The sequence below is a fragment of the Cellulomonas fimi genome, from assembly GCF_012952065.1.
GTDB lineage: Bacteria > Actinomycetota > Actinomycetes > Actinomycetales > Cellulomonadaceae > Pengzhenrongella > Pengzhenrongella fimi_A.
Genome location: NZ_JABCJJ010000011.1, coordinates 77,920 through 103,679, shown reverse-complemented (window position 1 = coordinate 103,679; position 25,760 = coordinate 77,920). Strand labels below are relative to the sequence as shown.

General features: G+C 74.7%; 22 protein-coding genes and 1 riboswitch. Of the genes, 9 read left to right on the top strand and 13 right to left on the bottom strand.

The genetic code is table 11. From position 1 onward, the window contains the following. Nucleotides 1-244 precede the first annotated feature (244 nt). The gene (locus tag HIR71_RS09170; protein WP_169324752.1) at nucleotides 245-985 is read left to right on the top strand and encodes a histidine phosphatase family protein; all 741 of its coding nucleotides are present in this window, start codon (nucleotides 245-247) and stop codon (nucleotides 983-985) included. Further along, nucleotides 969-1,871 carry an NAD(P)H-hydrate dehydratase gene (locus tag HIR71_RS09165; RefSeq protein WP_211373975.1) on the top strand — a complete coding sequence of 301 codons (903 nt, stop codon included), beginning with the start codon at nucleotides 969-971 and terminating at the stop codon, nucleotides 1,869-1,871. The genes HIR71_RS09170 and HIR71_RS09165 overlap by 17 nt, the downstream gene beginning before the upstream one ends. Nucleotides 1,872-1,951: 80 nt before the next feature. Here HIR71_RS09165 and HIR71_RS09160 read toward each other — a convergent pair whose 3' ends face one another. Further along, on the bottom strand, nucleotides 1,952-3,412 hold the full coding sequence (locus tag HIR71_RS09160; protein ID WP_169324751.1) for an LLM class flavin-dependent oxidoreductase: 1,461 nt from the start codon (nucleotides 3,410-3,412) through the stop codon (nucleotides 1,952-1,954). Nucleotides 3,413-3,575: 163 nt separating this feature from the next. Then, nucleotides 3,576-3,685, bottom strand: a riboswitch (SAM riboswitch). 163 nt (nucleotides 3,686-3,848) lie between these two features. Here HIR71_RS09160 and HIR71_RS09155 point away from each other — a divergent pair. After that, nucleotides 3,849-4,796 carry a 5'-3' exonuclease gene (locus HIR71_RS09155; RefSeq protein WP_169324750.1) on the top strand — a complete coding sequence of 316 codons (948 nt, stop codon included), beginning with the start codon at nucleotides 3,849-3,851 and terminating at the stop codon, nucleotides 4,794-4,796. Nucleotides 4,797-4,854: 58 nt separating this feature from the next. Here HIR71_RS09155 and HIR71_RS09150 read toward each other — a convergent pair whose 3' ends face one another. Further along, on the bottom strand, nucleotides 4,855-5,295 hold the full coding sequence (locus HIR71_RS09150) for a nitroreductase family deazaflavin-dependent oxidoreductase (RefSeq protein ID WP_169324749.1): 441 nt from the start codon (nucleotides 5,293-5,295) through the stop codon (nucleotides 4,855-4,857). A 109-nt stretch (nucleotides 5,296-5,404) separates the two neighbouring features. Here HIR71_RS09150 and HIR71_RS09145 point away from each other — a divergent pair, with 109 nt between their 5' ends. Further along, entirely contained in the window at nucleotides 5,405-5,926 is a 522-nt protein-coding gene (locus tag HIR71_RS09145; RefSeq protein WP_169324748.1) for a ribonuclease H family protein, read from the top strand. A gap of 37 nt (nucleotides 5,927-5,963) precedes the next feature. On the opposite strand, the gene HIR71_RS09140 is transcribed toward HIR71_RS09145, so the two are convergent. The 4 genes from HIR71_RS09140 to HIR71_RS09125 form a co-directional block, all read right to left on the bottom strand. Further along, on the bottom strand, nucleotides 5,964-8,540 hold the full coding sequence (locus HIR71_RS09140; RefSeq protein WP_169324747.1) for an ABC transporter permease: 2,577 nt from the start codon (nucleotides 8,538-8,540) through the stop codon (nucleotides 5,964-5,966). Next, on the bottom strand, nucleotides 8,540-9,316 hold the full coding sequence (locus HIR71_RS09135; protein WP_169324746.1) for an ABC transporter ATP-binding protein: 777 nt from the start codon (nucleotides 9,314-9,316) through the stop codon (nucleotides 8,540-8,542). Before HIR71_RS09135 ends, HIR71_RS09140 begins: the two co-directional genes overlap by 1 nt. A gap of 3 nt (nucleotides 9,317-9,319) precedes the next feature. Then, nucleotides 9,320-9,895, bottom strand: a complete 576-nt coding sequence (locus HIR71_RS09130) for a protein-L-isoaspartate O-methyltransferase family protein (protein ID WP_169324745.1) — start codon at nucleotides 9,893-9,895, stop codon at nucleotides 9,320-9,322. Between the two features lie 92 nt (nucleotides 9,896-9,987). Further along, nucleotides 9,988-10,644: a hypothetical protein gene (locus HIR71_RS09125; protein WP_169324744.1), complete on the bottom strand. Its 657-nt coding sequence runs from the start codon at nucleotides 10,642-10,644 to the stop codon at nucleotides 9,988-9,990. Between the two features lie 215 nt (nucleotides 10,645-10,859). On the opposite strand from HIR71_RS09125, the gene HIR71_RS09120 reads away from it, so the two are divergent. The 5 genes from HIR71_RS09120 to HIR71_RS09100 all read left to right on the top strand — a co-directional run bounded on the left by HIR71_RS09120 (nucleotide 10,860) and on the right by HIR71_RS09100 (nucleotide 17,930). After that, nucleotides 10,860-12,143 (top strand): M15 family metallopeptidase, encoded by a 1,284-nt coding sequence (locus tag HIR71_RS09120; protein WP_169324743.1) that lies wholly within the window; start codon nucleotides 10,860-10,862, stop codon nucleotides 12,141-12,143. A 163-nt stretch (nucleotides 12,144-12,306) separates the two neighbouring features. Further along, entirely contained in the window at nucleotides 12,307-12,744 is a 438-nt protein-coding gene (locus HIR71_RS09115) for an OsmC family peroxiredoxin (protein ID WP_169324742.1), read from the top strand. Nucleotides 12,745-12,930: 186 nt separating this feature from the next. After that, entirely contained in the window at nucleotides 12,931-15,882 is a 2,952-nt protein-coding gene (locus HIR71_RS09110) for an FAD-binding and (Fe-S)-binding domain-containing protein (RefSeq protein WP_396031293.1), read from the top strand. Between the two features lie 31 nt (nucleotides 15,883-15,913). Further along, nucleotides 15,914-16,210, top strand: a complete 297-nt coding sequence (locus HIR71_RS09105; RefSeq protein ID WP_169324741.1) for an MTH1187 family thiamine-binding protein — start codon at nucleotides 15,914-15,916, stop codon at nucleotides 16,208-16,210. A gap of 220 nt (nucleotides 16,211-16,430) precedes the next feature. Further along, complete coding sequence (locus HIR71_RS09100) at nucleotides 16,431-17,930, top strand: hypothetical protein (protein WP_169324740.1); 1,500 nt, start codon at nucleotides 16,431-16,433, stop codon at nucleotides 17,928-17,930. Nucleotides 17,931-17,939: 9 nt separating this feature from the next. On the opposite strand, the gene HIR71_RS09095 is transcribed toward HIR71_RS09100, so the two are convergent. The 7 genes from HIR71_RS09095 to HIR71_RS09065 all read right to left on the bottom strand — a co-directional run bounded on the left by HIR71_RS09095 (nucleotide 17,940) and on the right by HIR71_RS09065 (nucleotide 25,508). Next, nucleotides 17,940-18,908, bottom strand: a complete 969-nt coding sequence (locus HIR71_RS09095) for an alpha/beta hydrolase (RefSeq protein ID WP_169324739.1) — start codon at nucleotides 18,906-18,908, stop codon at nucleotides 17,940-17,942. 15 nt (nucleotides 18,909-18,923) lie between these two features. Continuing rightward, nucleotides 18,924-19,883 carry a zinc-binding dehydrogenase gene (locus HIR71_RS09090; RefSeq protein WP_169324738.1) on the bottom strand — a complete coding sequence of 320 codons (960 nt, stop codon included), beginning with the start codon at nucleotides 19,881-19,883 and terminating at the stop codon, nucleotides 18,924-18,926. Between the two features lie 9 nt (nucleotides 19,884-19,892). Beyond that, nucleotides 19,893-20,666, bottom strand: coding sequence for a maleylpyruvate isomerase N-terminal domain-containing protein (locus tag HIR71_RS09085; protein WP_169324737.1), 774 nt, complete (start codon nucleotides 20,664-20,666; stop codon nucleotides 19,893-19,895). 105 nt (nucleotides 20,667-20,771) lie between these two features. After that, nucleotides 20,772-21,983, bottom strand: coding sequence for a homoserine O-acetyltransferase MetX (gene metX, locus HIR71_RS09080; RefSeq protein WP_169324736.1), 1,212 nt, complete (start codon nucleotides 21,981-21,983; stop codon nucleotides 20,772-20,774). A 129-nt stretch (nucleotides 21,984-22,112) separates the two neighbouring features. Then, on the bottom strand, nucleotides 22,113-23,429 hold the full coding sequence (locus HIR71_RS09075) for a bifunctional o-acetylhomoserine/o-acetylserine sulfhydrylase (RefSeq protein ID WP_169324735.1): 1,317 nt from the start codon (nucleotides 23,427-23,429) through the stop codon (nucleotides 22,113-22,115). A 381-nt stretch (nucleotides 23,430-23,810) separates the two neighbouring features. Continuing rightward, nucleotides 23,811-24,782 (bottom strand): hypothetical protein, encoded by a 972-nt coding sequence (locus HIR71_RS09070; protein WP_169324734.1) that lies wholly within the window; start codon nucleotides 24,780-24,782, stop codon nucleotides 23,811-23,813. Nucleotides 24,783-25,001: 219 nt separating this feature from the next. Further along, on the bottom strand, nucleotides 25,002-25,508 hold the full coding sequence (locus HIR71_RS09065; RefSeq protein WP_169324733.1) for an inorganic diphosphatase: 507 nt from the start codon (nucleotides 25,506-25,508) through the stop codon (nucleotides 25,002-25,004). Nucleotides 25,509-25,760: the final 252 nt, after the last annotated feature.

The following is a 25,760-nucleotide window of genomic DNA, read 5'->3' as shown; positions in this document are numbered from 1 at the left end:
GAGCTTTCCGGGCACTCACCCGCTCCGCACTCTTCCCAGCGGAGAGCCGGGGCGCTAGCGTGTCCGCGACGGCCCGACGTTCCCAGCCCCCTGCGGATGCGTCGGGCCGTCCTCTCTCTCGAGACGGCTCTCTCGAGGCGGTTCTCTCGAGACGGCTCTCTCGAGACGGTCGCATCCCTGCGCACGACCAGGATCGGCCGGCCTCCCCCGGCAGGCTGCCCGAGGCTCCACTAGCGTCGCTCGCATGGGTGCGACGGAGCTGGTGCTGGTGCGGCACGGGGAGAGCCTGGGCAACGTCGCCGCGGCAGCCGCGGAGGCGGCCGCGGCCGAGGTGATCGACGTGGGGTTCCGCGACGCGGACGTCCCGCTCAGCGAGCTGGGAGCGGCCCAGGCCGAGGCGCTCGGCTCCTGGCTGCGCGACCTGCCTGACGACGAGGCCCCTCAGAGCGTGTGGAGCTCGCCGTACGTGCGGGCCCACCAGACGGCGCTCCTGGCCATCGAGGCGAGCGGGCTGCCCCTGCCGATCCGGTTCGACGAGCGCCTCCGCGATCGCGAGCTGGGGGTCCTGGACCTGCTCACGACGGCGGGGGTGGAGGCGCGGCTGCCCGAGGAGGCCGCGCGTCGGCGGTGGCTCGGCAAGTTCTACCACCGCCCGCCGGGCGGCGAGTCGTGGGCCGACATGGCCCTGCGGCTGCGGTCCCTGCTTCAGGACCTCGACCGGCTCGAGCACGGCCGGCGCGTGCTCGTCGTCTGCCACGACGCGGTGATCATGGTGCTGCGGTACGTCTGCGAGGAGCTGACCGAGGACGCCGTGCTCGAGATCCAGCGCACGTCCACGGTCCGCAACGCCTCGGTGACGCGCCTGCTGCGCCCGACGGGTGAGGGGCGCTGGACGGTCGACGCCTTCAACCTCGACGAGCACCTCGACGAGCAGCGGGTCCCCGCCACCGAGCAGCCGCGGTCGGACGATGTCCTCGGGGGCTGACCGGCCGCCGAGCGGCGGACGGGAGGGGCCGGTGATCGTGACCCCGTCGTCCCTGCGGGGGTGGCCGCTGCCCGACGTCGCCGACTCCAAGTACGGGCGTGGGCAGGTGCTCGTGGTCGGCGGTGCGCGCAGGACGCCGGGCGGCGCGCTGCTCGCGGGGCTCGCGGCGCTGCGGGCAGGTGCAGGGCGGCTCACGCTCGGCGTGGCGGAGTCGGTCGCGGTCGCGCTCGCGGTCGCGGTGCCCGAGTCGGGCGTGCGGGGGCTGCCCGAGAACGACGCCGGGTCGGTCCACGGGGCAGGGGTCGACCGGCTGGCCGACGACCTGGGCTCGGCGGACACCGTGCTGGTCGGCGCGGGCCTCGACGACCCGGACGAGACGGGAGCCCTGCTGCGGACCCTCGTCCCGCTGCTCGGCGAGGACACCACCCTGGTGCTCGACGCCTACGCGCTCGGGGTGCTCGTGGAGCTGCGCGACGCCGTCGAGCCGCTCCGCGGTCGTCTCGTGCTCACGCCCAACCTCGCCGAGGCCGCGCGCCTGCTCGAGCAGGACGACGTGGACGACGCCGCGCGGGCGGCTCCCGAGATCGCGCGGCGGTACGGAGCGGTGGTGAGCTGCTACGGCGAGATCGCCGACCCCGACGGCGGTCGGTGGCAGATCTCGACGGGGTACGGGGGCCTCGCGACGTCGGGCAGCGGCGACGTGCTCGCGGGCGCGATCACCGGGCTGCTCGCGCGCGGTGCCTCGCCCGCCCAGGCGGCGTGCTGGGGCACGCACCTGCACGCCGCCGCAGGGGACCGGCTCGCCGCCCGCGTGGGTCCGACCGGGTTCCTCGCGCGTGAGCTGCTCGACGAGCTCCCGGTCGTGCTGGCGGAGCTGAGCGCCTGACCGGTCTGCGGGAGCCGATCGTTCCACGGGGTGTCGGCGGCGCGGCGGTCGCGCCGCGCCGCGCCGCCGAGACTCCGCGGTCATATCCGCGCGGTCTCTGCGAGCCCGGTCGAGATCTTCGACTCCTTGGTGCCGTCGGCGGCACTCGGTCCCCCGGTGAACGCCCCGTGGTACCGGCGCGCCGGGTGCGTGTCCTCCGCGTGGACGCGGCCCTCGCCGAAGAGGTTCTCGCGCAGCGTCGAGCCCTCGTACTCGGTGCGCGCCCGCCCGCGCCGCTGGAGCTCGGGCACGACGAGCTCGACCAGGTCCTCGAACGTGCCGGGCGTCACCGCGTAGGCGAAGTTGAAGCCGTCGATCCCACCCTCGTCGACCCACCGCTCGAGCTCGTCGGCGACCTTCTCGACCGAACCGACGAGCACCGGTCCCAGGCCGCCGATGCTGCGCTTGGTGACGATGTCCAGCGGCGTCCACGCCCGGTCGGGGTCGATCGTCGTGAGCATCTGGAGCGCCGAGCGCAGCGAGTCGTTCTCGACCTCGACCAGCGGCTGGTCCAGGTCGTACTCGGAGAAGTCCACGCCGGTCCACCCGCCGTACAGCGACAACGCGCCCTCGGGGTTCGCGTAGCGCAGGTAGTCCTCGAACTTCGCCTGCGCCGCCTCGTCGGTCTCGGCCGTGATCACCGTGATGAGCGTGAAGATCTTGACCGAGTCGCGCGAGCGGCCGAGGGCCTCGGCGCGGTCGCGGATGTCGTCGCTCGTCGCGCGCGCCTGGGCGATCGTGCCGGGGCTGATGAAGACGCCCTCGCCGTGCTTGGCGGCGAACCCGCGTCCGCGCGGCGAGGCGCCCGCCTGGAAGATCACCGGCGTGCGCTGCGGGCTCGGCTCCGACAGGTGGATGCCGGGCACCGAGTAGAACTCCCCCTGGTGGCCGATGGGGTGGACCTTCGTCGGGTCGGTGAAGACGCCCTTCTCCTTGTCGCGCAGCACGGCGTCGTCGTCCCAGCTGCCCTCCCACAGCTTGTAGGTGACGTCGAGGAACTCGTCGGCGAGGTCGTACCGCGCGTCGTGGCTCATCTGGCGGTCGAAGCCGAGGTTGATCGCGGCGCTGTTGAGGTAGCCGGTCACGACGTTCCAGGCCACGCGGCCCTTCGTCAGGTGGTCGAGGGTCGAGAACTTGCGGGCCAGCGCGTACGGCTGCTCGTAGGTCAGCGCGCTCGTGATGCCGAAGCCCAGGTGCTGGGTCACGGCCGCCATCGCGGGGACCTGGAGGAACGGGTCGTTGACCGGCACCTGGACCGCGTCGGTGAGCGAGCCCGCAACCGTGCCGCGGTACACGTCGTACACGCCGACCACGTCGGCGATGAACAGCGAGTCGAACCTGCCGCGTTCGAGCAGCTGGGCCAGCTCGGTCCAGTACTCGAGGGTGTTGTAGTCCCACGCCCGGCTCTCCGGGTGGCGCCACGTGCCGGCGGCCTGGTGGGTCACGCAGGTCATGTCGAACGCGTTGAGGACGATGCGCTTCTTCTCGGGGGTCTGGCTCATGAGCGTCTCCTTGGTGACGGGCCGGTCGGGGTTCGCGCAGGCCCGCCGGCCGGCTCTCAGGGAGGGGTCACGGGAGCAGGGAACCTGCGTGCGGGTGCGCGGAGGGGCGCACCGGAGGGTGCGCCGTCAGGGGTGACAGCAGCGCATTCGCACGGGGATCTCCTTGCCGTCCTTACCGGTGCGGTCGCACGGGTCGGGTCCTCACCCGGAGCACCCCACGACGAGGAGGGTTGCCGGCCAGCGAGCCGGGGCTTCGCGCTGGCGCTCATGACCTGGAAGAGAAACTAGGGCGTCTCACCTGGTGCGTCAATCATGTCCGACACGTGGACAACGGGGTGCGGGCGCCTCGGCGCCGGCGCTCGCGGCAGCCGGCGCCGGACGCGGACCCGGTGGCGGTGTCGCACGCGGTGTCGCAGGCCCGGCGTAGCGTTCCCCCATGCCGCAGCCGCACCGCCCGTTGCTCCTGCTCGACACCGCGTCCCTGTACTTCCGCGCCTTCTTCGGCGTCCCGGACTCGATCAGGTCGCCCGACGGCGTCCCCGTGAACGCGGTGCGGGGTCTGCTCGACATGACCGCGCGGCTCATCACGCAGCGCCACCCGAGTCGCGTGGTCGCGTGCTGGGACGACGACTGGCGCCCGGCGTTCCGCGTCCAGGCGATCCCCTCGTACAAGGAGCACCGCCTCGTCGCCGGGACGACCGACGTCGAGGAGACCCCGGACCGCCTGCTCCCGCAGATCCCGGTCATCGTCGAGGTCCTCGAGGCGCTCGGGATCCCCCGCGTCGGGGCCCCCGGCTACGAGGCCGACGACGTCATCGGCACGCTCGTCGCCCGCGAGATCGCGCGGCCCCCCGCCGAGCGCTCGCCGGTCGAGGTCGTCACGGGTGATCGGGACCTGTTCCAGCTGGTGGACGACGACGCGGGCGTGCGGGTGCTCTACACGTCCCGCGGGGTGGCCGAGCTCGACGTCATCGACCAGGCCCGCCTGCACGAGAAGTACGGCGTGCCGAGCGGACAGGCGTATGCCGACATGGCGGTGCTGCGCGGCGACCCGAGCGACGGCCTGCCGGGCGTCAAGGGGATCGGCGAGAAGACCGCCGTGACCCTGCTGCACCGGTACGGCGACCTGGACGGGCTGCTCGCCGCGCGCGACGCAGGTGACAAGGGGCTCTCGGCGACGCAGCGTGCCCGGCTCACCGAGGCGGCGGACTACCTGAAGGTGGCGCCCGGCGTCGTCCGCGTCGCTCCGGACGCACCGGTGGGAGACCTCGACGACGCGCTGCCTCCCACCCCGGCCGACCCCGGCGCGCTCGTCGGGCTCGCGGAGCGCTGGGGGCTGACCTCGAGCGTCACGAGGATCGTCACGGCGATGTCGAACGGCTGACCGGGCTGCGGGCAGGTCGCCGTGCGTGCCCCGTCAGCCTCCGGCTCCTGCTGCGGCGTCAGCCCTGCGCGCGCGTCAGCACGAAGACCGGGATCTCGCGCTGCGTCCGCCGCTGGTAGTCGGCGTACGGCGGGAACGCCTCGACGGCGCGCTCCCACCACGCCGCCTTCTCCGCACCGTGCACCTCGCGCGCCGTCATGTCCCAGCGCTCGGGCCCGTCCTGCAGCTCGACCTCGGGGTGCGCGACGACGTTGTGGTACCAGGTCGGGTTCTTCGGCGCGCCGCCCATCGAGGCGACGACGGCGTAGTCGCCGGCGTGCTCGACGCGCATCAGCGCGACCTTGCGCAGCTTGCCGGACCTCGCCCCGCGCATCGTGACGATGACGCACGGGCGTCCGTGCAACGTCGTCCCCTGGGTGCCCCCCGAGCGCTCGTAGAGGTCGACCTGGTCGCGGGTGCGTGGGCTGGTGCTCGGCTCGTACTCACCACTGAGAGGCATGCGACCAGTGAACACCAGGACCCGGACCCGCGCGGGTGGGCCGGATCCCGTGGCCCGCCGGGGGAGAATGCTCGCGGCCCGCGGCGGGTGGGCCGGCGAGGAGGAGCACGTGATCACGGTCAGCACCGACGGGTCGTGCCTGAAGAACCCGGGCGGCGCGAGCGGTTGGGCATGGGTCGACCACGCGGGCCCGACGGCGTCGGGCGGCATCGCGTCCGGCACGAACCAGATCGCCGAGCTCATGGCGGTGCTCCAGGCCATCACGGCGCACCCCGGGCCGGAGCCGCTGATGATCGAGTCCGACTCGCAGTACGCGATCAAGTGCGCGTCGGTGTGGGTCGCCGGCTGGCGCCGCAAGGGCTGGCGGACTGCGAGCGGCGGGCCGGTGCAGAACCTCGCGCTGGTCCAAGGCATCGAGCGGGCGATCGCCGAGCGGACGGGTCCGGTGACCTTCACGTGGGTGCGCGGGCACGTCGGCAACCACTTCAACGAGCTGGCGGACGAGCTCGCCGGCGCGGCCGCCCGGGCGGCCGCGCCGGCCGCGGGCGCCGACACCGGCGGCACGCTCGCCCGCCCCGCCGCGTCAGCTGCGCCGATCCCGCCGGCCCAGGAGCTCGACGCCCTCTTCTGACGCTTTTCCGACCGCGACGTCCGCGAGGGGGAGCGGGTCAGTCGACCGTGACCGCCTCGAGGACCGGGAGCCGGGCCGCCCGGATGCCCGGCCAGATCGCCGCGAGCACGCCGACCACCACCGCGAGCACGAGGATCCAGCCGACCGTGTCCCACGGCACCACGAGCGTGCCGAGCCCGACGTCGGCGAACACCGACGGCATCGCGGACGCCAGCGCCACGCCGACCGCGACCCCGACCACCGTCCCGAACAGCGCGGTCAGCACCGACTCGATCGCCACGGTCCCGGCCAGCTGGAGCCGCCCCAGCCCGACCGCGCGCATCAGCCCGATCTCGCGCGTCCGCTCGATCACCGACAGCGCGAGCGTGTTGACGATCCCCAGGATCGCGATCACCACCGACAGCCCCAGCAGCGCGTAGAGGATCACCAGCACCTGGTCGACCTGCGCGGCGAGCTCGCTCGCGAACTCGTCGTTGTCGAGCACCGACACCACGACGAACGGCGCGACGACGTCGGTCAGCGACTCGCGCAGCTCGCCGAGGTCCGTCCCGGGCTCCGCCTTGACGAACACGAGGTTCACCGCGGCCTGCTCGGCCGGCACGAGCTCGGCGAACAGCGGCTCGGGCAGCACGACCGGCGCGGGGATCGCGGGGGAGTCGATGACCGCGCCGACGACGACGCTCGCCCGCCCGGTCGACGACGTCACCTCGAGCTCGGTCCCGATCCCCCAGCCCGTGTCCTCGGCCTCGGCGCGCTGGATGGCGACCTCGCCGTCCGCGAGCCGGTCGAGCGAGCCCTCGGTCGCCTCGATCGCCATCGTGCGGCCGAACGCGTCCGGGTCGATCCCGACGACCGTGGTGGGGTCCGTCGAGCCCTCCCCCGGGCCGCTGCCCGGGCCACGACCGGCTTCCGCGAGCAGCACCGAGCCGAGGGTGACGGCGTCGGCGGCGACGACCCCCTCGACCTCGCGCGCACCCGCGAGCGCCTCGACGGGCACGTCTCCCGCCGCCGACCGCAGGATGAGGTCGGCGGTCGACGCCTCCGCGACGATCGACCGCGTCGAGCCCTGCGCCGACGCCGCGAGCACCGCCGACGCGCCCACCAGCGCCATCCCGATCATGAGCGCCCCCGCCGTGTTCGCCGTCCGCCGCGGGTTCCGCGTCACGTTGCCGCGCGCGAGCCGGCCCAGCGGCCGGATCGTCGCGACCAACGGCGCCGCGAGGACCCGCAGCGACGCCCGGGCGACGACGGGGGCGAGCAGCAGCATCCCGACGAGCACCGCCGCCGCGCCCACACCCAGCACCGTCCCGCCGCTCGCCTCGGGCCGGCGCACGGCCAGCACGACGGCGACGGCGCCCCCGAGCGTCAGCACGCTCCCGACGAGCGCGCGCCACCGCAGCGTCCGCTCCTGCACGACGACGTCGTCCCGCATCGCCTCGACCGGAGCCGTGAGCGCCGCGCGCCGTGCCGGGACCGCGGCGGCCACCACGCTCATGACGGTCCCGACCACGAGCGAGACCGTGACGGTGTACCCGTCGAGCGGGATCTCTCCCGACAGGCTCATCCCGAACCGCCCGAGCACCTCGCGCAGCAGCGTGACGAGCCCGAAACCCGCCACGACGCCGAGCGCGGAGCCCACGAGCCCGATCACCGCGGCCTGGACGAGGATCGACGCGAAGACCTGCGCGGGGGATGCACCGAGCGCGCGGAGCAGGGCGAGCTCGCGCATGCGCTGGCGGACCGACATCGCGAAGGTGTTGGCGATGATGAACGCGCCCACGAACAGCGAGATCCCGGCGAACACGAGCAGGAACGTCTCGACGAACCCGAGCGCCTCGTCGATCTCCGCGCGGGCGTCGGCGCGCAGCCGGTCCCCGGTGATCGTCTCGGCGTCCGCCTCGGCCGACACGACCGCGTCGAGCCTTTCCGCCAGGGCCCGCGCGTCGACGCCGGGCTCGGCGTGCACGGTGATGGTCTCGACCAGGCCGCCGGGCGCGTACGCCGCGGTCGCGGTCGGCACGTCGACGAACACGACCGTGGCACCCGCGAGCGGCGCACCGAACTCCACCTCGCCCACGACGGCAACGGTTCGCAGCTCGCCGCCGATCACGGCGCTCGTCCGGTCCCCGAGCGCGAGCCCCGACGCCTCGAGCGTCTCCGACGCGAGCGCGACCTCGTCCGGACCCGAGGGCGCGCGTCCGGCCGCGACGCTGACCGCCGGGTCACGCGGGTCGAGCGACTGCGCGAAGCTCGGCGCCTGCCCCTGGCTGACGGCAGTCCCGTCCGCGCCGACGAGCACCGCGGGCCCGGCGAGGTCGGGCAGGGCGAGGTCGACGCCGTCAACCGCCGCGACGTCGTCGGCCAGGTCGAGGGGGATCGCGTTGCGGGACTCGCCCAGGGTGCCCAGCGGCGAGCTCGCGCCGGCCGGCTCGGAGCCGCGCACGTACACGTCGCCGGTGAGCGAGCTGGCCACGATCTCGCTGAACGTCGACGCGAGCATCGCGCGCAGCGAGTACGTCCCGGCGACGAACGCCACCCCCAGCGTCACTGCCAGCACCGACAGCACGAACCGGACCAGGTGGGCGCGGATGCCTCGGAGCGTGACGCGCAGCATCAGCCGAGCTCACGCAGCGCGTCGAGGATCGTGTCCGCGGTCGGGTGCGCCAGCTCGCCGACCAGGCGACCGTCGGCCAGGAACACGACGCGGTGCGCGACCGCGGCCGCGCTCGGGTCGTGCGTCACCATGACGACCGACTGGCCGAGGTCGTCGACCGAGCGGCGCAGGAACGCGAGCACCTCGCCCGAGGACCGCGAGTCGAGGTTCCCGGTCGGCTCGTCGGCGAAGACCACCGCGGGCCGCGACACCAGCGCCCGTGCGCACGCGACGCGCTGCTGCTGACCGCCCGAGAGCTCGTTCGGCCGGTGGTGAAGCCGGTCCCGGAGCCCCACGGCGTCGACCACGGCGTCGAAGTGGTCGCGATCGACCGCGCGCCGGGCGATGTCGAGCGGGAGCGTGATGTTCTCGGCCGCGGTGAGGGTCGGCACGAGGTTGTACGCCTGGAACACGAACCCGAGCCGCGTGCGGCGCAGGCGGGTGCGCTGCCGCTCGGACATGCCGCTGACGTCCTCGCCGTCGACGACGACGGTCCCGGACGTCGCGTCGTCGAGCCCGGCCATGCAGTGCATCAGCGTGGACTTGCCCGAGCCGGAGGGGCCCATGATCGCGGTGAGCTCGCCCCGCACGAAGTCGACGTCGATGCCGGCGAGCGCCCGGACGGTCGTGTCGCCGGTGCCGTAGGTCTTGACCAGCGCGCGGGCGTGGGCGATCACGGGACGGTCGTCGCGAGGAGCGCCGTCCGTGGGCGCACGGTCGTCGGAGTGGCGGCCCATGGGTCAGCGCAGCGGCACGAAGAGGTAGGAGCCGTGCTCGCTCGTCCCGATCCGGTCACCGCGGCGCTCGACCACGAGCATCCTGCGTCTGACCGGGATCACCATGCGCCCGCCGTCGCGCAGCTGGTCCACGAGGCTCTGCGGCAGCTCGCGCGCGGCGGCCGAGACGAGGATCCGGTCGTAGCCCTCCGGGCCGGGCCGACCGAGGACGCCGGGGTGCGCGACGTCCAGCGTCGCCCACGGCATGCCCCAGGCGGCAAGGTTCGCCGCTCCGGCGACGGCCAGGTCCGGCTCCAGCTCGATCCCCGTGACGCTTCCCTCCGGGCCGACCAGCCGGGCCAGGAGCGCTGTCGTCCACCCCGACCCCGCCCCGACGTCCAGGACGCGCGCACCCACAGGCACGTGGAGCAGGCGCAGCATCGCGGCGACGGTCGAGGGCTGGGAGTTCGTCTGGCCGTGGCCGAGGGGCAGCGGGCGGTCCTCGGCGGCGAACTCGACCTGCTCGGGCGGCAGGAAGGCGCGCCGGTCGAGGGCGGACATGGCTGCCGCGACGTCGGCGGCCCGCTCGGGGTCCGTCATCGTCCACCTCCGCACCCGCGTCAGCCGGACCGCGGCGACGACCGCGGCGCCGACGGTGGTTCCCGGCCCAGCGTAGGCCGCGGCGGCGGGGGTCAGCCGGGCGGGGCGATCGTCTGGCGCTTGCGGCCGGGCCGGCCAGGTACGCGCCGCTCCTCGATGCCGGTGAGCGTCGTGGCACGCCAGACCGCGCCGCCGTTGAGCCGACCGTCGGGCGCGGGGAGCCAGGGAACCTTGCGTGAGAGCCACACCCGGATGGTCGCGTGCTCGACGCCCAGGCGCGCGGCGAGGCGGCCGATGTCGTACAGGTCGTCCAGGCCTCGCTGCGGTTCGGCGGGCTCGAGCGGCTCGGCGAAGCCCTCGGCGGTGACAGGCGGCGCGAGCGGTGCCGGTGGCACGACGGCGACCGGGGCTGCCGCTGGCCGCGCGGATGCGGCCGAGGTGGCGCTCGCGGCCTGCACCAGGAGCGTGGTCATGGCGACCGCCGGCACCAAGGGCGCCGCCGCCGCCACCTCGGCGCGCGGCAGGACGTCGACGGCTGGCAGGTCATCCACGGGTGGCAGGACCTCGCCGACCGGCACGGCGGAGCCGCCGACAGGCACAGCGGCGCCGCCGACCGGCACGGCGGAGCCGCCGACTGGCGCCAACGAGCCGGAGACCACAGGATGGGTCGGGTCGGCGGTCACCAGGGAGTGTGCGGCCGTCGAGGCCGCGTTCGGCGCGAGCGGCGAAGCGTCGAGCGCAGGTTCCACGGGTGAAGTGTAGTCGCCTGTCACGCATGCGTGACGGAGCGCACACTGGAGCGGGTTACGGATCGGTAACGGCGTCGTTTAACCTGTGACGCGTGAGTGACAGAATGCCGGCTTCTCGGCGCTCGTCGCGAGGCCGGCATCGCGCTCCGGTCGCGCCTGCGGCGCCGCGCCTCCGCCACCGTTTCCACCCTGTGAAGGCTTCACAGGGTGCCCTTGTGCTGGGCCTGGTCCTCTCGCTCGGCGGCTACACCGTCGCGGAGTCGACGACGCAGCAGCAGACGATCGCGCAGCAGCGCATCTCCGCCTCGGTCGCCGAGCGCCAGCAGGCCGAGATCGCCGCCGAGCGTGAGCGGGCCGTCGCGACGGCGCGTGACGCCGTCGCCGACGCGACCGCGGTGCAGACGGTCGCGACGTCGACCGTCAGCGCGGCCGAGCTCGCGCCGCTCGAGGACGCCGTCGCGGAGCTGACCAGCCTGCTCGCCCAGGTCCCCGCGGACTCCCTGCCCGAGGACCTGTTGCCCGTGCTGGACGAGGTCCGCACCGGCGGCATCGAGCGGGCGTCCCGTGCAGTGACGCGCGGCCCGGTCCCGACGACGACGGAGGACGGCGCGACCGGCGCACCCGCCGACCCCGCCGCGACCGGCTCCGCTTCGACCGACCCCGCCGCGGGGAGCCCGGCGGCGGCGAGCCCGGGCGCAGCCGATCCCGCGGAGCCCGCGGTCGCGGACGCCGACCCCGTTGCTCCGCCGGCAGCCTCCGCGGCTGCTGAGCCGGACACCGCCCTCGGTGCCGCGATCGCCGCGAGCGACGCCGCCCGTGAAGCGGCTCTGGGCACGCCCGAGGACGCTGTCGCCGGTGGCGAGCCCCGCAAGGACGACGCTGCTCCTCAGGACGAGGTCGCCGCAGGCATCATGGCCGCGGCCGCCGTCGTCGCGAACCTGACCGCGCAGGTGCAGGCTACGTCGCAGGCCAACGTCGCAGCCGCCCAGGCCGCGGCCGCCGCGGCCGCCGCGGCCGAGCGCGCCGCCGTCGAGGCGGCGGCCGCCGCTGCCGAGGCCGAGCGCCTCGCCGCCGAGAAGAGCGCGCAGCGCGCCTCGCTCGAGGCCTACGCCAACGGTCGCATACCGGCCGACGCCCTGTGCGCCGTGTCTTTCGACCAGTCCCAGCAGCTCCGGTGCGACGCCGCGGAGGCGCTGACCGAGCTGAACGAGGCCTACAAGGCGACGTTCGGCCGGGACATGAAGCTCACCGACTCCTACCGCTCGTATTCGGCCCAGGTCGCGTGCCAGCGAGCGAAGGGTGGGCTGTGCGCGGTGCCCGGCACGTCCAATCACGGCCGCGCCGTCGCGGTGGATTTCGGCGACGGCGTGGAGAGCTTCGGCAGCCGGAAGCACGAGTGGATGGAGGACAACGCCGGTGCGTTCGGCTGGGACCTCCCCGACTGGGCGAGCCGTGGCGGCAGCAAGAGCGAGCCGTGGCACTGGGAGTTCATCGGCTGAGGGCCCACCCTGCCTCGGAGGTCGCCGCCGCTTCGTCCTGGGACCTCGGCGGCGGCGTCGTGGTCGTGGCGTAGTAGCTCCGGGTGGCTGCGGTTCGGGGGCTCCCGGCCTACGGTGGTCGAGGATGCCGCCCGGCGTCCGTCCCACGAGCTGGAGGAGCGTCATGGCCACGCGTACGGCACGGACCGCATGGAACGGCAACCTCGCGGAGGGCTCGGGTCAGGTCGAGCTGACGACGTCGGGACTCGGGACGTTCGACGTCTCGTGGGGCAAGCGGACCGCCGAGGGCGCACCGGGTGGCACGAGCCCGGAGGAGCTGATCGCGGCTGCGCACTCCTCGTGCTTCGCGATGCAGCTCTCGGCGCTCCTGGCCGAGGCCGGCGGCACCCCGGTGGCCCTCCACGTCACGGCGGACGTCGACTTCGCGCCCGACCCCGCGGGTGGCTGGCGCATCCCGCGCATCCGGCTCACGCTGCACGGCGAGGTCGAGGGTCTCGACAAGGACGTGTTCCTGGCGACGGCGGAGAAGGCCAAGGAGACCTGCCCGGTGAGCAAGGCGCTCACGGGCACGACTATCACGCTCGACGCCGCCCTCGACTGACTGCGGGTGTCAGGCGGAGCGCGCGCCGGGCCGCGCGCTCGGTCTGACACACGTGTCGCTTCCCGTGGGGTGTCAGGCGGAGCGCGCGCCGGGCCGCGCGCTCGGTCTGACACGTTTCCGGGCGGCGGTGTCCGGAGAGCGGTTCCGGGCGGCGGGTGGTCGTCGGTGGGTGGGAGACTGCCGCCCGTGTCGACAGTGACCCGCGAGCCCGGACCGCAGCCGGCGGACGCCGCCGCGACCCGTGACCTCGTGCACGCCCTGCGCGCCGAGGTCCGCGGCGCGGTCGACGACTCGACCCGCCGCCGCGCCGAGTACTCGACCGACGCGTCGAACTACCGCGTCGTCCCCGAGGTCGTGGTCTTCCCCCGCGACCCGGACGACGTCCAGGCCGCCCTGGCCGTCGCGCGCGCCGCGGGCGCCCCGATCACCACCCGGGGCGGCGGCACCTCGGTGGCGGGGAACGCCGTCGGGCCCGGCGTCGTGCTCGACCTGTCCCGGCACGTCAACCGCATCCTCGCGATCGACCCCGAGGCGCGCACCGCCCGCATCGAGCCGGGCGCGATCATGGGGAACCTCCAGAAGGCGGCCGCACCGCACGGGCTCAGGTTCGGTCCCGACCCGTCGACCCAGGCGCGCGCGACTCTCGGCGGCATGATCGGCAACAACGCGTGCGGTCCGCGCGCCGTCGCGTACGGCCGCACCGCGGACAACGTCCTCGAGCTCGACGTCGTCGACGGCACCGGGCGCCGGTTCACGGCGGGCAAGGGCCTCGACGTCGTGCCGGGTCTCGACCGCCTGGTGCGCGCCAACCTCGAGACGATGCGGCGCGAGCTCGGCCGGTTCGGGCGGCAGGTGTCGGGGTACTCGCTCGAGCACCTGCTGCCCGAGAAGGGCGCGGACCTCGCGAAGGCGCTCGTCGGCACCGAGGGAACGGTGGTCTCGATCCTCGGCGCGACCGTGAACCTCGTCCCGATCGCCTCGGCCCCCGTGCTGGTCGTCCTCGGGTACCCGGACATGCCGTCGGCCGCCGACGCCGTCCCCGCGCTCCTCGCGCACCGCCCGCTCGCGATCGAGGGCATGGACGCACGCCTGGTCGACGTCGTGCGTCGCGTCCGCGGGGCCGCCGCGGTCCCGGAGCTGCCCGAGGGGGCCGGGTGGCTCATGGTCGAGGTGGGCGGCGACTCGCTGGACGAGGCGCTCGACCGCGCGCGGGCGCTGGCCGCCGACGCCGGCACCCGGGCCTCGCGCATCTTCCCGCCCGGGCCCGAGGCGACCGCGATGTGGCGCATCCGCGAGGACGGCGCCGGGCTCGGCGGCCGGACGCCGTCGGGGGAGCAGGCGTGGCCCGGGTTCGAGGACTCCGCCGTCCCGCCCGAGCGTCTCGGCGCGTACCTGCGTGAGCTCGAGGCGCTCATGGCGTCGCATGGCGTGGACGGCCTCGCCTACGGGCACTTCGGCGACGGGTGCCTGCACCTGCGCCTCGACGTCCCGCTCGCCGACCCGGCCACGGCGGCCGGCAACCTCCGCTCGTTCATGCTCGACGCCGGGCGCCTCGTCGCCTCGCACGGCGGCTCGATGTCGGGCGAGCACGGCGACGGCCGCGCCCGCGGCGAGCTGCTTCCCCTCATGTACTCATCCGACGCCATCCGGATGTTCGAGGCGTTCAAGGACCTGCTGGACCCGAGGGACCTGCTGAACCCAGGCGTCGTCGTGCGTCCGCGGCCGCTCGACGCCGACCTGCGCCGCCCCGCCGCCCTCCCGCTCGCGGCCGCAAGCGGCTTCTCCTTCGCGCACGACGACGGGGACTTCACCACCGCGGTGCACCGCTGCGTCGGCGTGGGCAAGTGCCGTGCGGACAACACGGCGGCCGGCGGCTTCATGTGCCCGTCGTACCTGGCGACCCGCGACGAGAAGGACTCGACCCGGGGCCGCGCGCGCGTGCTGCAGGAGATGGCGAACGGCTCGCTCGTGACCGGCGGCTGGCGGTCGCCGGAGGTGCACGACGTGCTCGACCTGTGCCTGAGCTGCAAGGCCTGCTCGAGCGACTGCCCGGCCGGCGTCGACATGGCCCAGTACAAGTCGGAGGTGCTGCACCGCACGTACCGCCGGCGCCTGCGACCCGTGAGCCACTACGCGCTCGGCTGGCTGCCACGCTGGGCCCGGCTCGTGGGGCTCGCGCCGCGGCTGGTCAACGCGGTGCTCGGCATCCGGCCGGTCGCCAAGGTCGTGCTGGCGGCGGGTGGCATGGACACGCGCCGGTCGGTCCCGAGGTTCGCGGAGATCCCGTTCCGCACGTGGCACCGCCGCCACGGGGACGACGGCGCGGCGCCGCGACCGGGCGGCCCGTGGCGCGTGCGCCGAGGCGCCGAGGCCAGGGAGGGCCGCCGGCCGCAGGTCGTGCTCTGGGTCGACTCGTTCAGCGACACGCTCGCGCCGGGTGTCCCGCAGGCGGCGCTGCGCGTGCTCGACGCCGCCGGCTTCGACGTGGTCGTGCCCGACCAGCAGGCGTGCTGCGGTCTCACCTGGATCACGACCGGTCAGCTCGACGGTGCCCGCCGTCGGCTCACCGACCTGCTCGCGGTCCTGGCGCCGTACGCGGTCAACGGCGTCCCGATCGTGGGGCTCGAGCCGTCGTGCACGGCCGTGCTGCGCTCGGACCTGGTCGAGCTGCTGCCCGACGACCCGCGCGCCGTCGCCGTCGCCCGCGCGACGCACACTCTCGCCGAGCTGCTCACCGCGCCCGCGCCGATCGGACCCGACCCCGGCTCCGGGTGGCGCCTGCCCGACCTCAGCGACGTGACCGCCGTCGTGCAGCCGCACTGCCACCAGCACTCGGTGATGGGCTTCGACGCGGACCGCGCGCTGCTGACCGAGGGCGGCGCGACGATCACGCAGCTCGCCGGCTGCTGCGGGCTCGCGGGCAACTTCGGGATGGAGAAGGGGCACTACGACGTGTCGGTCGCGGTCGCGGAGAACGCGCTGCTGCCCGCGCTGCGCGACGCCGCCCCCGGTGACGTGTTCCTCGCCGACGGCTTCTCGTGCCGCACGCAGGCCGAGCAGCTGGCCGGCGTCGCGGGTGTCAGCCTCGCGGAGCTGCTCGCCGCGCGGCTGCCGGCCGAGGAGCCCGCCCACCACTGACCCCGGGCGGGACCGTGTGGGAGGCTCAGGCATGCTCGTTGCCTTCTCCGTCGCGCCCGTAGGCGTCGGCGAGTCCGTGACCGAGGCGGTCGCCGACGCCGTCCGCATCGTCCGCGAGTCGGGCCTGCCGAACCGCACCGACGCCATGTTCACCACGCTCGAGGGCGAGTGGGACGAGTGCATGGAGGTCGTCCGGCGCGCGACCGAGGCCGCGGGCCGGCACGGTGGGCGCGTCTCGCTGGTCCTCAAGGCCGACATCCGGCCCGGGCGCACCGGCGAGCTGACCGCCAAGGTCGAGCGCGTCGAGCGCCGGCTCGCCCGCGACTGACGGGGGCGCGTCCGGCCACGCGGGCACGGGGTGCGTCGACCGGGCGCGGCGGGTGAGATCAGGCACTCGAACGGCCCCTTTCGGGCGTGTGCGGGCGCCGGGGCGTGGCCCGCGACGACGCGCGCATGGCACAGTGGACGGACCGCAGGCGGGCCCCGGCGAGATGCCGGCAGGCGAACGACGGTCGCGGTGGTGGCGGATACCGACGGAGGGCTGCAGCGTGCCGATCTTCGAGCTGGACGGGGGCCGACCCGTGCTCGTCCAGCCCATGCGACCGGCGGCCGGCGCGTTCCCCACCGACTCGACGTCGGTCGTCGCCGACCACCTCGGCAGCCTGCTCGGCGAGCAGCTCTTCCCCGTCGCGACGCGCAAGCAGGGCGCCGACGCGCCCCACCTGCTCGCGGTCGACGCCGCGGGGCAGCCGGTCGTGGTCGAGGTCGTCCACGTGCTCGACGCCGAGGCGCTGGTCCGCGCGCTGCGCTACGTCGGCGGAGCGGCGCGGCTGAGCTCGGCCGACCTCGCGCGGGCGTACCACGGGGGCCCCGAACGATTCGCGAGCGAGCTCGTCGCCTTCCGCGAGAACGTCCCGGTCGCCGTCGCGCACACGGCCGCCCGCCACGCCGGCGCACGGCTGCTCCTCGTGTGCTCCGAGGTGGACGAGTCCGTCGCGAACGCGGTCGAGTTCCTGCGCGGCCCCGGCGGGCACGTCGAGGTGCTGCAGGTCGGGGTGCTGCGCGGCGCGGACGGCCGCCGGTACGTGGACGTGTCGCCGCTCGCCCCGCAGGCGCCGGCGCGGCGCGCGGTCGAGCCCTCGACCCTGCGTGCGGTCCACGGCAGCGAGTCCACCTCGCCCGCGACCCCGCGCGACGCGCAGCATGACGGGCCGGATGGGCGGGACGGCGTCGACCGCCGTGACGGCGAGCGTCGCGACCTGACCGACCGGCGGGAGGGTGTCGAGCGTCGTGACGGCGTCGACCGGCGCGTGGTCCACGAGACCCGTGCCTGGAGCCAGGACCTTCCCGACGTGCCGGCCACGCGCGGCGCCGACCCGCTCGACCGGGACGTGGCCCTGACGCCGCAGCACGTGGATCCGGCCGCGTCCGCCGTCGACCTCTCGGGCGCGGTGGACCTGCCCGCCGGGCTCGGGTCGTCACCCGGCGTCCCCGGGCCCGACGACGCCTCGCCCCACGACGCCTCGCCCCACGACGCCTGGTCCCACGAGGGCCCGGGGCTCGACGACGCCCTGGCGTCCCCGCCGCCGGGCGAGCACGCAACGGTCGACCTCGGCTCCGAGCTTCGCGCACCCACCGGGGCGCGTCGTCGCTCGGCGGTCGAGAGGTTGTCGACCGGCCCGGTCCCGAGCGCCGGTGCGGCCGCCCCGAGCGGCACCTTCCCCTCCGTGCTGACGGTCCCCGTCGGTCCGGCGGACCTCGGCCCGCCGGAGCCCGACCCGGTGCTCGCCGATCTGGGTGCGCACGTGCGGACGCCGACGACGCTGGTGTGGTTCCGCCGTCGCCGTCGCCAGCGCCTCGTCGCGACGTTGCGGCCGGACGGCCTCGTCCAGCTGCCCGACGGCGCCGTGTTCGCCGACCCCGGCGAGGCGGCGGCCGCTGCGGCGGGCATCGAGATCGACGTCGACGGCTGGCGCGTCTGGCGGCTCGGCGACGACGACGGCCCGACCCTCGCCGAGGTCTGCGCCGGTGCACCGGCCGCCTGGTGACACCGCCGCTCAGTCCCAGCCGTACGCCGTCGTCCAGCGGGTGATCTCGGCGTAGAAGCGGTCGCGGACCGGGCGGGGCGACAGCGTGAGGTCGTGCAGGCCGCCGTCGATCCGGACCACCGTGACCCCGGAGCCCAGCTGGACCGCGCGGCGGACGACCACCTCGACGTCGAGCACGACGTCGGCGGCGGTCATCGCGTCGCTCCAGCGCGGGCTGATCAGGCTGCGCGCCGAGGCGAGGGCGAGGATCGGGACCGAGATCGACAGCCCGCGCGCGACGAGGGCGTGCCCCGCGAGGATCGCGCGCAGCCAGCCCGCCCGGACCGGGAACGCCGGGCTCGGCCGCCAGCGCGGGTCGAACGCCCACTCGCCGCCCTGATCGGCGCTGATCGTCCGGTGGTAGTAGCCCGGGTCGATGTTGGGCAGCGGCGTCTTGCGCTGGAACCGGGCGACCTGGTTGATGGCCGGCGTGCTGATGTGGCGCATCACGGCGGAGCCCTGGAGCTCGAGCCAGGGGCTGTTGAGCACCAGCCCGCTGACCACACCGGGGTTCCGGTCCAGCCACAGCGAGGCGACGAGCCCCCCGGTCGAGTGGCCCATGATCATGATCCGCGCATGGACGCCGAGGTCCCGCCTGACGACGTCGAGGGCCGCCTCGAGATCGGCGTCGTACTCGGCGAGGTCGTCGACGTAGCAGGGCGTCTGGTGCGGGCGCAGGCTCCGGCCGTACTTGCGCAGGTCGACGGCGTAGAAGGCGGCGCCCTGCGCGTGCCAGTACTCGGCGAGCTCGGTCTGGAAGAAGTAGTCGCTCCAGCCGTGCACGTAGAGGATCGCGCGGGCCGGGCGCACCGGCTCGGGAGCCGGCGGGCGGTAGCGCACGACCGTCGCGACGACCTCGCCCTCGTCGTCCGTGCCCAGCTCGAGCGTGCGCGCCTGGTAGTGCGGACCGAGCGCATCCTGCCGCCACCGGGTCGCCATCGTCGGCCGTCGGGTTCAGGCGGTGAGGACGATCTTGCCGAACTGCGCGCCCGCCTCGAGCCGCGCGAAGCCCTCCGCGGCGCGCGCGAGGGGCAGCTCGGTGTCGACGATCGGGCGGATGCCCGTGCGCACCAGCAGGTTGAGCAGCGCGCCGAGGTCCTCCTTGGAGCCCATGGTGACCCCCGCGACGGTGAGCTCGAGGAAGAAGATGCGCTGGAGCTCGGCGGGCGACGCGTCGCCCGAGGTCGCACCGGCCACGACGAGCGTGCCGCCCGGGCGCAGCGACCGTACGGAGTGGCCCCACGTGGCCGCACCCACGGTCTCGAGCACGACGTCGACCTTGGCGGGAAGCCGGCCACCGGGCTCGACGGCGGACGCGGCCCCGAGCTCGAGCGCGCGCGACCGCTTGGCCTCGTCGCGGCTCGTCACGAACACCTCGAGCCCCGCTGCGGCGCCGAGCAGCACGGCCGCGGTCGAGACCCCGCCACCCGCGCCCTGGACGAGCACGCGCGTCCCGGGCGCCGCGCGGCCGGCCGTGAAGAGCATGGTGTAGGCGGTCAGCCAGGCCGTGGGCACGCAGGCCGCCTCGGCGAAGCTGAGCTCGGCCGGCTTGGGCACGAGGTTCCACGTGGGGACCGCGACGCGCTCGGCGAGCGTCCCGGGGTAGTGCTCGGACGGCAGGCTGCGCCGCTCGCCCGGCCCGACGCCGTGGCCCGTCGCGCCGATCACGCCGTGCAGCACGACCTCGCGCCCGTCCGCGGTGACGCCGGCGGCGTCCGTGCCGAGGATCATGGGCAGCTGCTCGGCGCGCAGGCCCACCCCGCGCAGCGACCACAGGTCGTGGTGGTTGAGGCTCGCAGCACGGACGTCGACCGTGCTCCAGTGCTCGCGCGCCGCGGGTTCGGGCTGCTCACCGACCTCGAGCGCGCTCAACGGGTCCTGCGGGGAGAGGCGGGCGGCGTAGGCGGCGAGCATGGGCCCAACCTAGACGAGCGGGAGCATCCGCCCGAGGTCCGGCACCGAGTCGGAGGTGAAGCGGGCGCGGAGCGCCTCGGCCAGGCGGTCGACGTGGTACGGCACCCGCCCGGTCGCGAGCCGCATCCAGAGCAGGGGATCGACCAGCTCGAGGCTCCACCCGCCACGTGCCACCACGATGCCGAGCAGCGCCTGCGCGACCAGCTCCAGCGACTCTCGCTCGACGGGGCTCTCGCCCGCCCGGCGCACCGAACGCTCGAGGTCGTCCGCGTGCACGACGAGCTCGAGCAGGCGGGTGAGGACCAGGTCCGAGAGCAGGAGCGGTGCGCGGTGGGTCTGGATCACGCGGTCGTCCGACCCGAGCCGCCCGAGCGTGGCGAACGCGGCGTCGGTCGAGCGCTCGAGGGTCCGGAGCGGGTCGGGTCCGGCTCCGGGCGCTGCGGGCTCCCCGGCACCCACGGGCCCGGAGGCAGGCGTCTCGACGGCAGACGTGCTGTCGGCAGGTGCGTCGTGGCGGGGGGCCTCGGCGTAGCCGCCGAGGTACTCGCCGAGCGTCACGGGGAGCAGGCCTGGCACCGCCGGCTCGCACGCGGCGAGCGCGTCCATGGCGCGGCGGACGTGGGCGAGGAGCTCACCGACGGTGAACTGGGGGAGCACGCTCGGGGCGGCCAGCACGTCGTCGTCGTCGAGGGTGTCCCGCAGCCAGGTCCGGAGCACCCGCCACTGCGTGTCGAGCAGTGCCGACGAGGTGGCGAGGTCGATGGAGGCACGCTGGGAGGTCATGGCGCCATCTTCCTCCCGGCGCCGCCTCGCGCACCCGGGAGGTGACGGCCGGCCGTGCGGTGCGCGCGAGGCGTCAGCCGGCCGTGGTGAGGCGACGCGAGGGCGTCAGGCGTCGGCGAGGAACCTGCGGACGATGGCGCCGATCTGGTCCTCCTCGATGAGGAAGCCGTCGTGGCCGAAGTCGGAGCGGATCATCTCGACCGGGCCTGCGCCCGGGATCCCCGCGGCGAGCCGCTCCGACTGGGCCGGCGGGAACAGCCGGTCCGAGTCGACCGCGACGACGAGCGTGCGCGCGGTGATGGACGCGAGCGCGGCCTCGACCCCGCCGCGGTCCCGCCCGAGGTCGTGCGTGATCATCGTGCGGGTGAGCACCTCGTAGGTGTTCGCGTCGAAGCGGCGCGCGAGCTTCTCGCCGTGGTGGTCGAGGTAGGACTGGACCGCGAACCGGCCGCCGCCGAGCGGGTCCTCGGCGCCCTGCGGGATGCGCCCGAACCGCTCGTCGAGCTCGCGCGCGCTGCGGTACGACGCGTGGGCGATCTGCCGGGCGACGCCGAGCCCGACGTGCGGCCCCTCGCCGTCGGGCGCGTCGTAGTAGTCGCCGTCGGCGAACCGCGGGTCAGCGTGGAGCGCACGGAGCTGGGTGTGGAAGCTGGCGATCTGGTCGCCCGAGGTCTGCGCGGAGGCGGCGATGGCGGCGAGGTTGCGCACGCGGTCGGGCGCCGAGGCGGCCCACTCGAGCGCGCGCAGGCCACCGAGGGACGCGCCGACGACCAGCGCCCACGAGTCGATGCCCAGCCGGTCCGCGAGCCGCAGCTCGGCGGCGACCTGGTCGCGGATCGTGACCTGCGGGAACCGCCCGCCCCAGGGGCGGCCGTCGGGGGCGGCGGACGACGGGCCCGTGCTGCCCTGGCAGCCGCCGAGCGCGTTGGGCGCGACGACGAACCAGCGGTCCGTGTCGATCGGCGCCCCGGGGCCCACCATGGACTGCCACCACCCGGCCGTCGGGTGGCCGGCGCCGGCGGGCCCCGTGACGTGCGAGTCGCCGGTCAGGGCGTGCAGGACGAGGACCGCGTTTTCGCCGCTCGGGGAGAGGGTGCCCCACGTCTCGTACGCGAGCCGGACGGCGGGGAGCCGCCCGCCCGCCTCGAGCTCCAGGGGCCCGACGTCGGCGAGCCGGCGTCGTCCGGGGTCGTCCCCCTCGCGCCAGGCCGCGCTCGCGGGGATGGGGCGCTCGGGTGCGTGGGGACGCGTCGGCGCGCCGGCGGGCGGCGGTTCGGCCGTCGCGGACCGGTACCGGTTCTCGCGCTTGCGGGGCATGGGCCTCGAATCTACGGGCGGGACCGCCGCCGCGCGCGGGACGTCCACGACAGGGGTCTCGCGCACGAGAGCACGCGCGTCGTGGCTGTCGTGTGCTCCCTGCACGGCGGGCGGTCCCTGCGTCATGCCTCAGACGCCCTTGGCCGCGCGGAAGCCCGCGTCGAGGTCGGCGAGGATGTCGTCGATGTGCTCGATGCCGACCGCGAGCCGCACGAGCCCCGGCGTGACGCCCGAGAGCGCCTGCTCCTCGACGGTGAGCTGGCTGTGGGTCGTCGAGGCCGGGTGGATCACGAGCGAGCGGACGTCGCCGATGTTCGCGACGTTCGAGTGCAGCTCGAGCGCCGAGACGAAGGCCTGCCCGGCCTCGGTGCCGCCGTCGAGCTCGAACGCGAGCACAGCGCCCGCGCCGCGGGGCGCGTACTTCTGCGCGCGGTCGTACCACGGGCTGGACGGCAGGCCGGCGTAGTGCACACCGCGCACGTCGTCCCGCGCCTCGAGCCACTCCGCGACCCTCTGCGCGTTGGCGACGTGCCGCTCGACCCGCAGGGACAGGGTCTCGATGCCCTGCGCGATGAGGAACGCGTTGAACGGCGAGATCGACGATCCGAGGTCGCGCAGCAGCTGCACCCGGGCCTTGAGGATGTAGGAGAGGTTGGCGCCGAACGCGCTGCCGACGCCGAGGTCGCGCGCGTAGACGAGCCCGTGGTAGCTCGGGTCCGGGGTGGTGAAGCTCGCGAAGCGCTCGGGGTGCTTCGCGAAGTCGAACGTGCCCGCGTCGACGATCACGCCGCCGATCGCGGAGCCGTGGCCGCCCAGGTACTTGGTGGCGGAGTGCACGACGACGTCGGCGCCGAACTCGATCGGACGGATGAGGTACGGCGTGGCGACCGTGTTGTCGACGATCAGCGGGACGCCGACCTCGTGCGCGACGGCCGCGACCGCCTCGATGTCGAGGATGTCGGAGCGCGGGTTGGGGATCGTCTCGCCGAAGAACAGCTTGGTGGTGGGGCGGGCGGCGTCGCGCCATGCCTGCGGGTCGTGCGGGTCGGTGACGAACGTCGTCTCGATGCCGAGCTTCGCGAGCGTGTGGTGCAGCAGGTTGTACGTGCCGCCGTAGAGGCTCGGGCTCGCGACGACGTGGTCGCCCGCCTCGGCGACGTTGAGGATCGCGAAGGTCGTCGCGGCCTGGCCGGACGACAGGAGCAGGGCGCCGACGCCGCCCTCGAGCGAGGCGAGGCGCTGCTCGACGACGTCGGTGGTCGGGTTGCCGATCCGGGTGTAGATCGGGCCGAGGTCCTTGAGGGCGAACCGGTCGGCGGCGACCCCGGCGTCGGGGAACACGAACGAGGTGGTCTGGTAGATCGGCAGCGCGCGGGCGCCGGTGGCGGCGTCCGGCGTCTGGCCGGCGTGGATCTGGCGGGTCTCGAAGGACCAGGCGTCATTCATGGGGTGGGCTCCTTGGCTGGCTGCGGGGGAGCGCCAGCATGCTGACCGCCGGCGCCCGCGAGGGTGGGTGGGTCGCACGAGGGTGTGCCGGGGTGCCGGGATGGTCGTCGCGGTGCGGCGGGTCCTCCGGGCGCGCGGCGCAGCCGAGCGTGCGAGGTCAGCGACACATTCGACGGCGGGACATGGCTCGAGGGTAGGAGGCGTGTCCTCTATGTGAAACACGCGTCTCACCTGCTGGTCGCCCCAGGTGCCCGGAGGGCGGCTCGCCGCCCGTTCGCGCGGGTGAGAGCCGCTCCGCTTTCCCCGCAACGTCCGCACTCCGTGGTGCCCTGGGCCCACGGAGTGCGGACGTCGTGGGCGGCGCCGTGGTTCGTGGAGCGGTTACGTGCCGCGGCGCCAGCCTGCAGCGACGAGGGCTCGCTCCACGACCGCCATGTGCACGTCCTCGTCGAGCCGCAGGCCGAGGCTCGGGACGCGGAGGACGGTGCCGCCACGCAGGGCGATCTCGTTGTGCCGGAGGCTGTCGTCGATCCACCGGTCCACCCGCAGGTGCCCGACGCCGTCGACCTCCACGACCACCTTCCACCGCGCCCAGCGGACGTCCAGGTACGCCCGTCCGTTCGGGCCGGTGACGAGCACCTGACGGTCCGGCTCCGGCAGGCCTCGGCGGCGGCAGAGCACGGCGAAGTCCAGCTCGTTGAGCGACTGGGCGCCGCCGCCGATCTCCGCGACGACGGACACCATGAACGTGCGGCGCCGATCGCGTCGGATGCGTCGGAGCACCTCCGCCACCTCGTGCGCCGCGGTGACCCGTTGCTGGATCGGGGAGCACAGCATCAGTGCCGCTTCCCGGTCGGTGCGGGCCCAGATCGCGGCCTGGACGCATGCGACCGCCGGGCGGACGCAGGGGATGCCGCCGACCCGGATCACGTCGTCGTCGGTCCACCGGCGGGTCTCGTGGATCCTGACACCAGGCGCGGCCGGAACCGGGTGCGACGACTTGGGCGCCACCACGTGGATCAGCCGGTCGCCGTGGACCCCTTCCAACCCCGCCGCGACGAGTGCGGTGACGCCGCCCAGTGCGGCACGTGGAGCGCCTTCGACGGCGCTCCTCGGTGCGGCCTCGAGAACAGCGAGCCACCAGTCGGATCTGCCGACGCCGTCGTCCGGAGAGACGAGCAGGCAGCTCGCGCCCCGAGGCTGCCAGCGACCTGCCTCGACCTCGGCCTGGACCTCATCCGCCGTGAGGCCGAGCGAACGCACCTGAGAGCGCGACAGGATCCCCGCCTGGAATCGCGCAGCGTGCACGACACGCAGGCGGCGGGCCGCACGGAACCGAGGATCGCGGGACACGGCGACAGATCCTGCGTCGTGCCAGAGGCGAGCTCGCGGACGTTCGCCCTCCCCGGTGCACGGAGCGCCACGCCCCGAGCCTGTGGACACCCGCCTTCCCCCTCGGCAATGCGCAACGTCCGCACTCCGTGGGGTCGGGGCACCACGGAGTGCGGACGTTGCGGGGGGAAGGGGGAGGGGGGAGGGGGAGGGGGAGGGGGAAGGGGGGGAGGGGAGGGGTCAGTGGGCGCCGTCGGCGTAGTAGCCGGTGTCGACGGCCCGCTGGCGGGAGCGCTGGATCTCCGCCTCGGCCTCGACGCGACCGACCCAGTGCGCGCCCTCGACCGACTTGCCCGGCTCGAGGTCCTTGTAGACCTCGAAGAAGTGCTGGATCTCGAGGCGGTGGAAGTCCGACACGTCGTCGATGTCCTGGCGCCAGCTCGCCCGCTGGTCGCCCGACGGCACGCACAGCACCTTGTCGTCGCCGCCCGCCTCGTCGCGCATGCGGAACATACCGAGGGCGCGGCACCGGATGAGGCAGCCGGGGAACGTCGGCTCCTCGAGCAGCACGAGCGCGTCCAGCGGGTCCCCGTCCTCCCCGAGCGTGCCGTCGATGAAGCCGTAGTCGTCCGGGTAGCGGGTCGAGGTGAAGAGCATGCGGTCGAGGCGGATCCGCCCGGTCGCATGGTCCATCTCGTACTTGTTCCGCTGACCCTTCGGGATCTCGATCGTGACGTCGAACTCCACGGTGCTCCCTTGCCTGGCGCGTCGTCGGCCTCCGCGGGCGCGGGCCGACGACGACGACGAAATGGTGACGGTGGCCGCAGCCGTCCGGCGATGCCGGGCCGTCTGCTGCCGTTCCAGGCCACTAGTGTGACGCACCGACGGACGTCGACCCGTCCGGCGGTCGTCCGTACGGAGCCGAGGCGGCGCGAGCCGGCACCGCGACCGGCGGGGTGGCGCACGATGCACCGCCCCCTGCGAGCCGGGCGGCCAGCA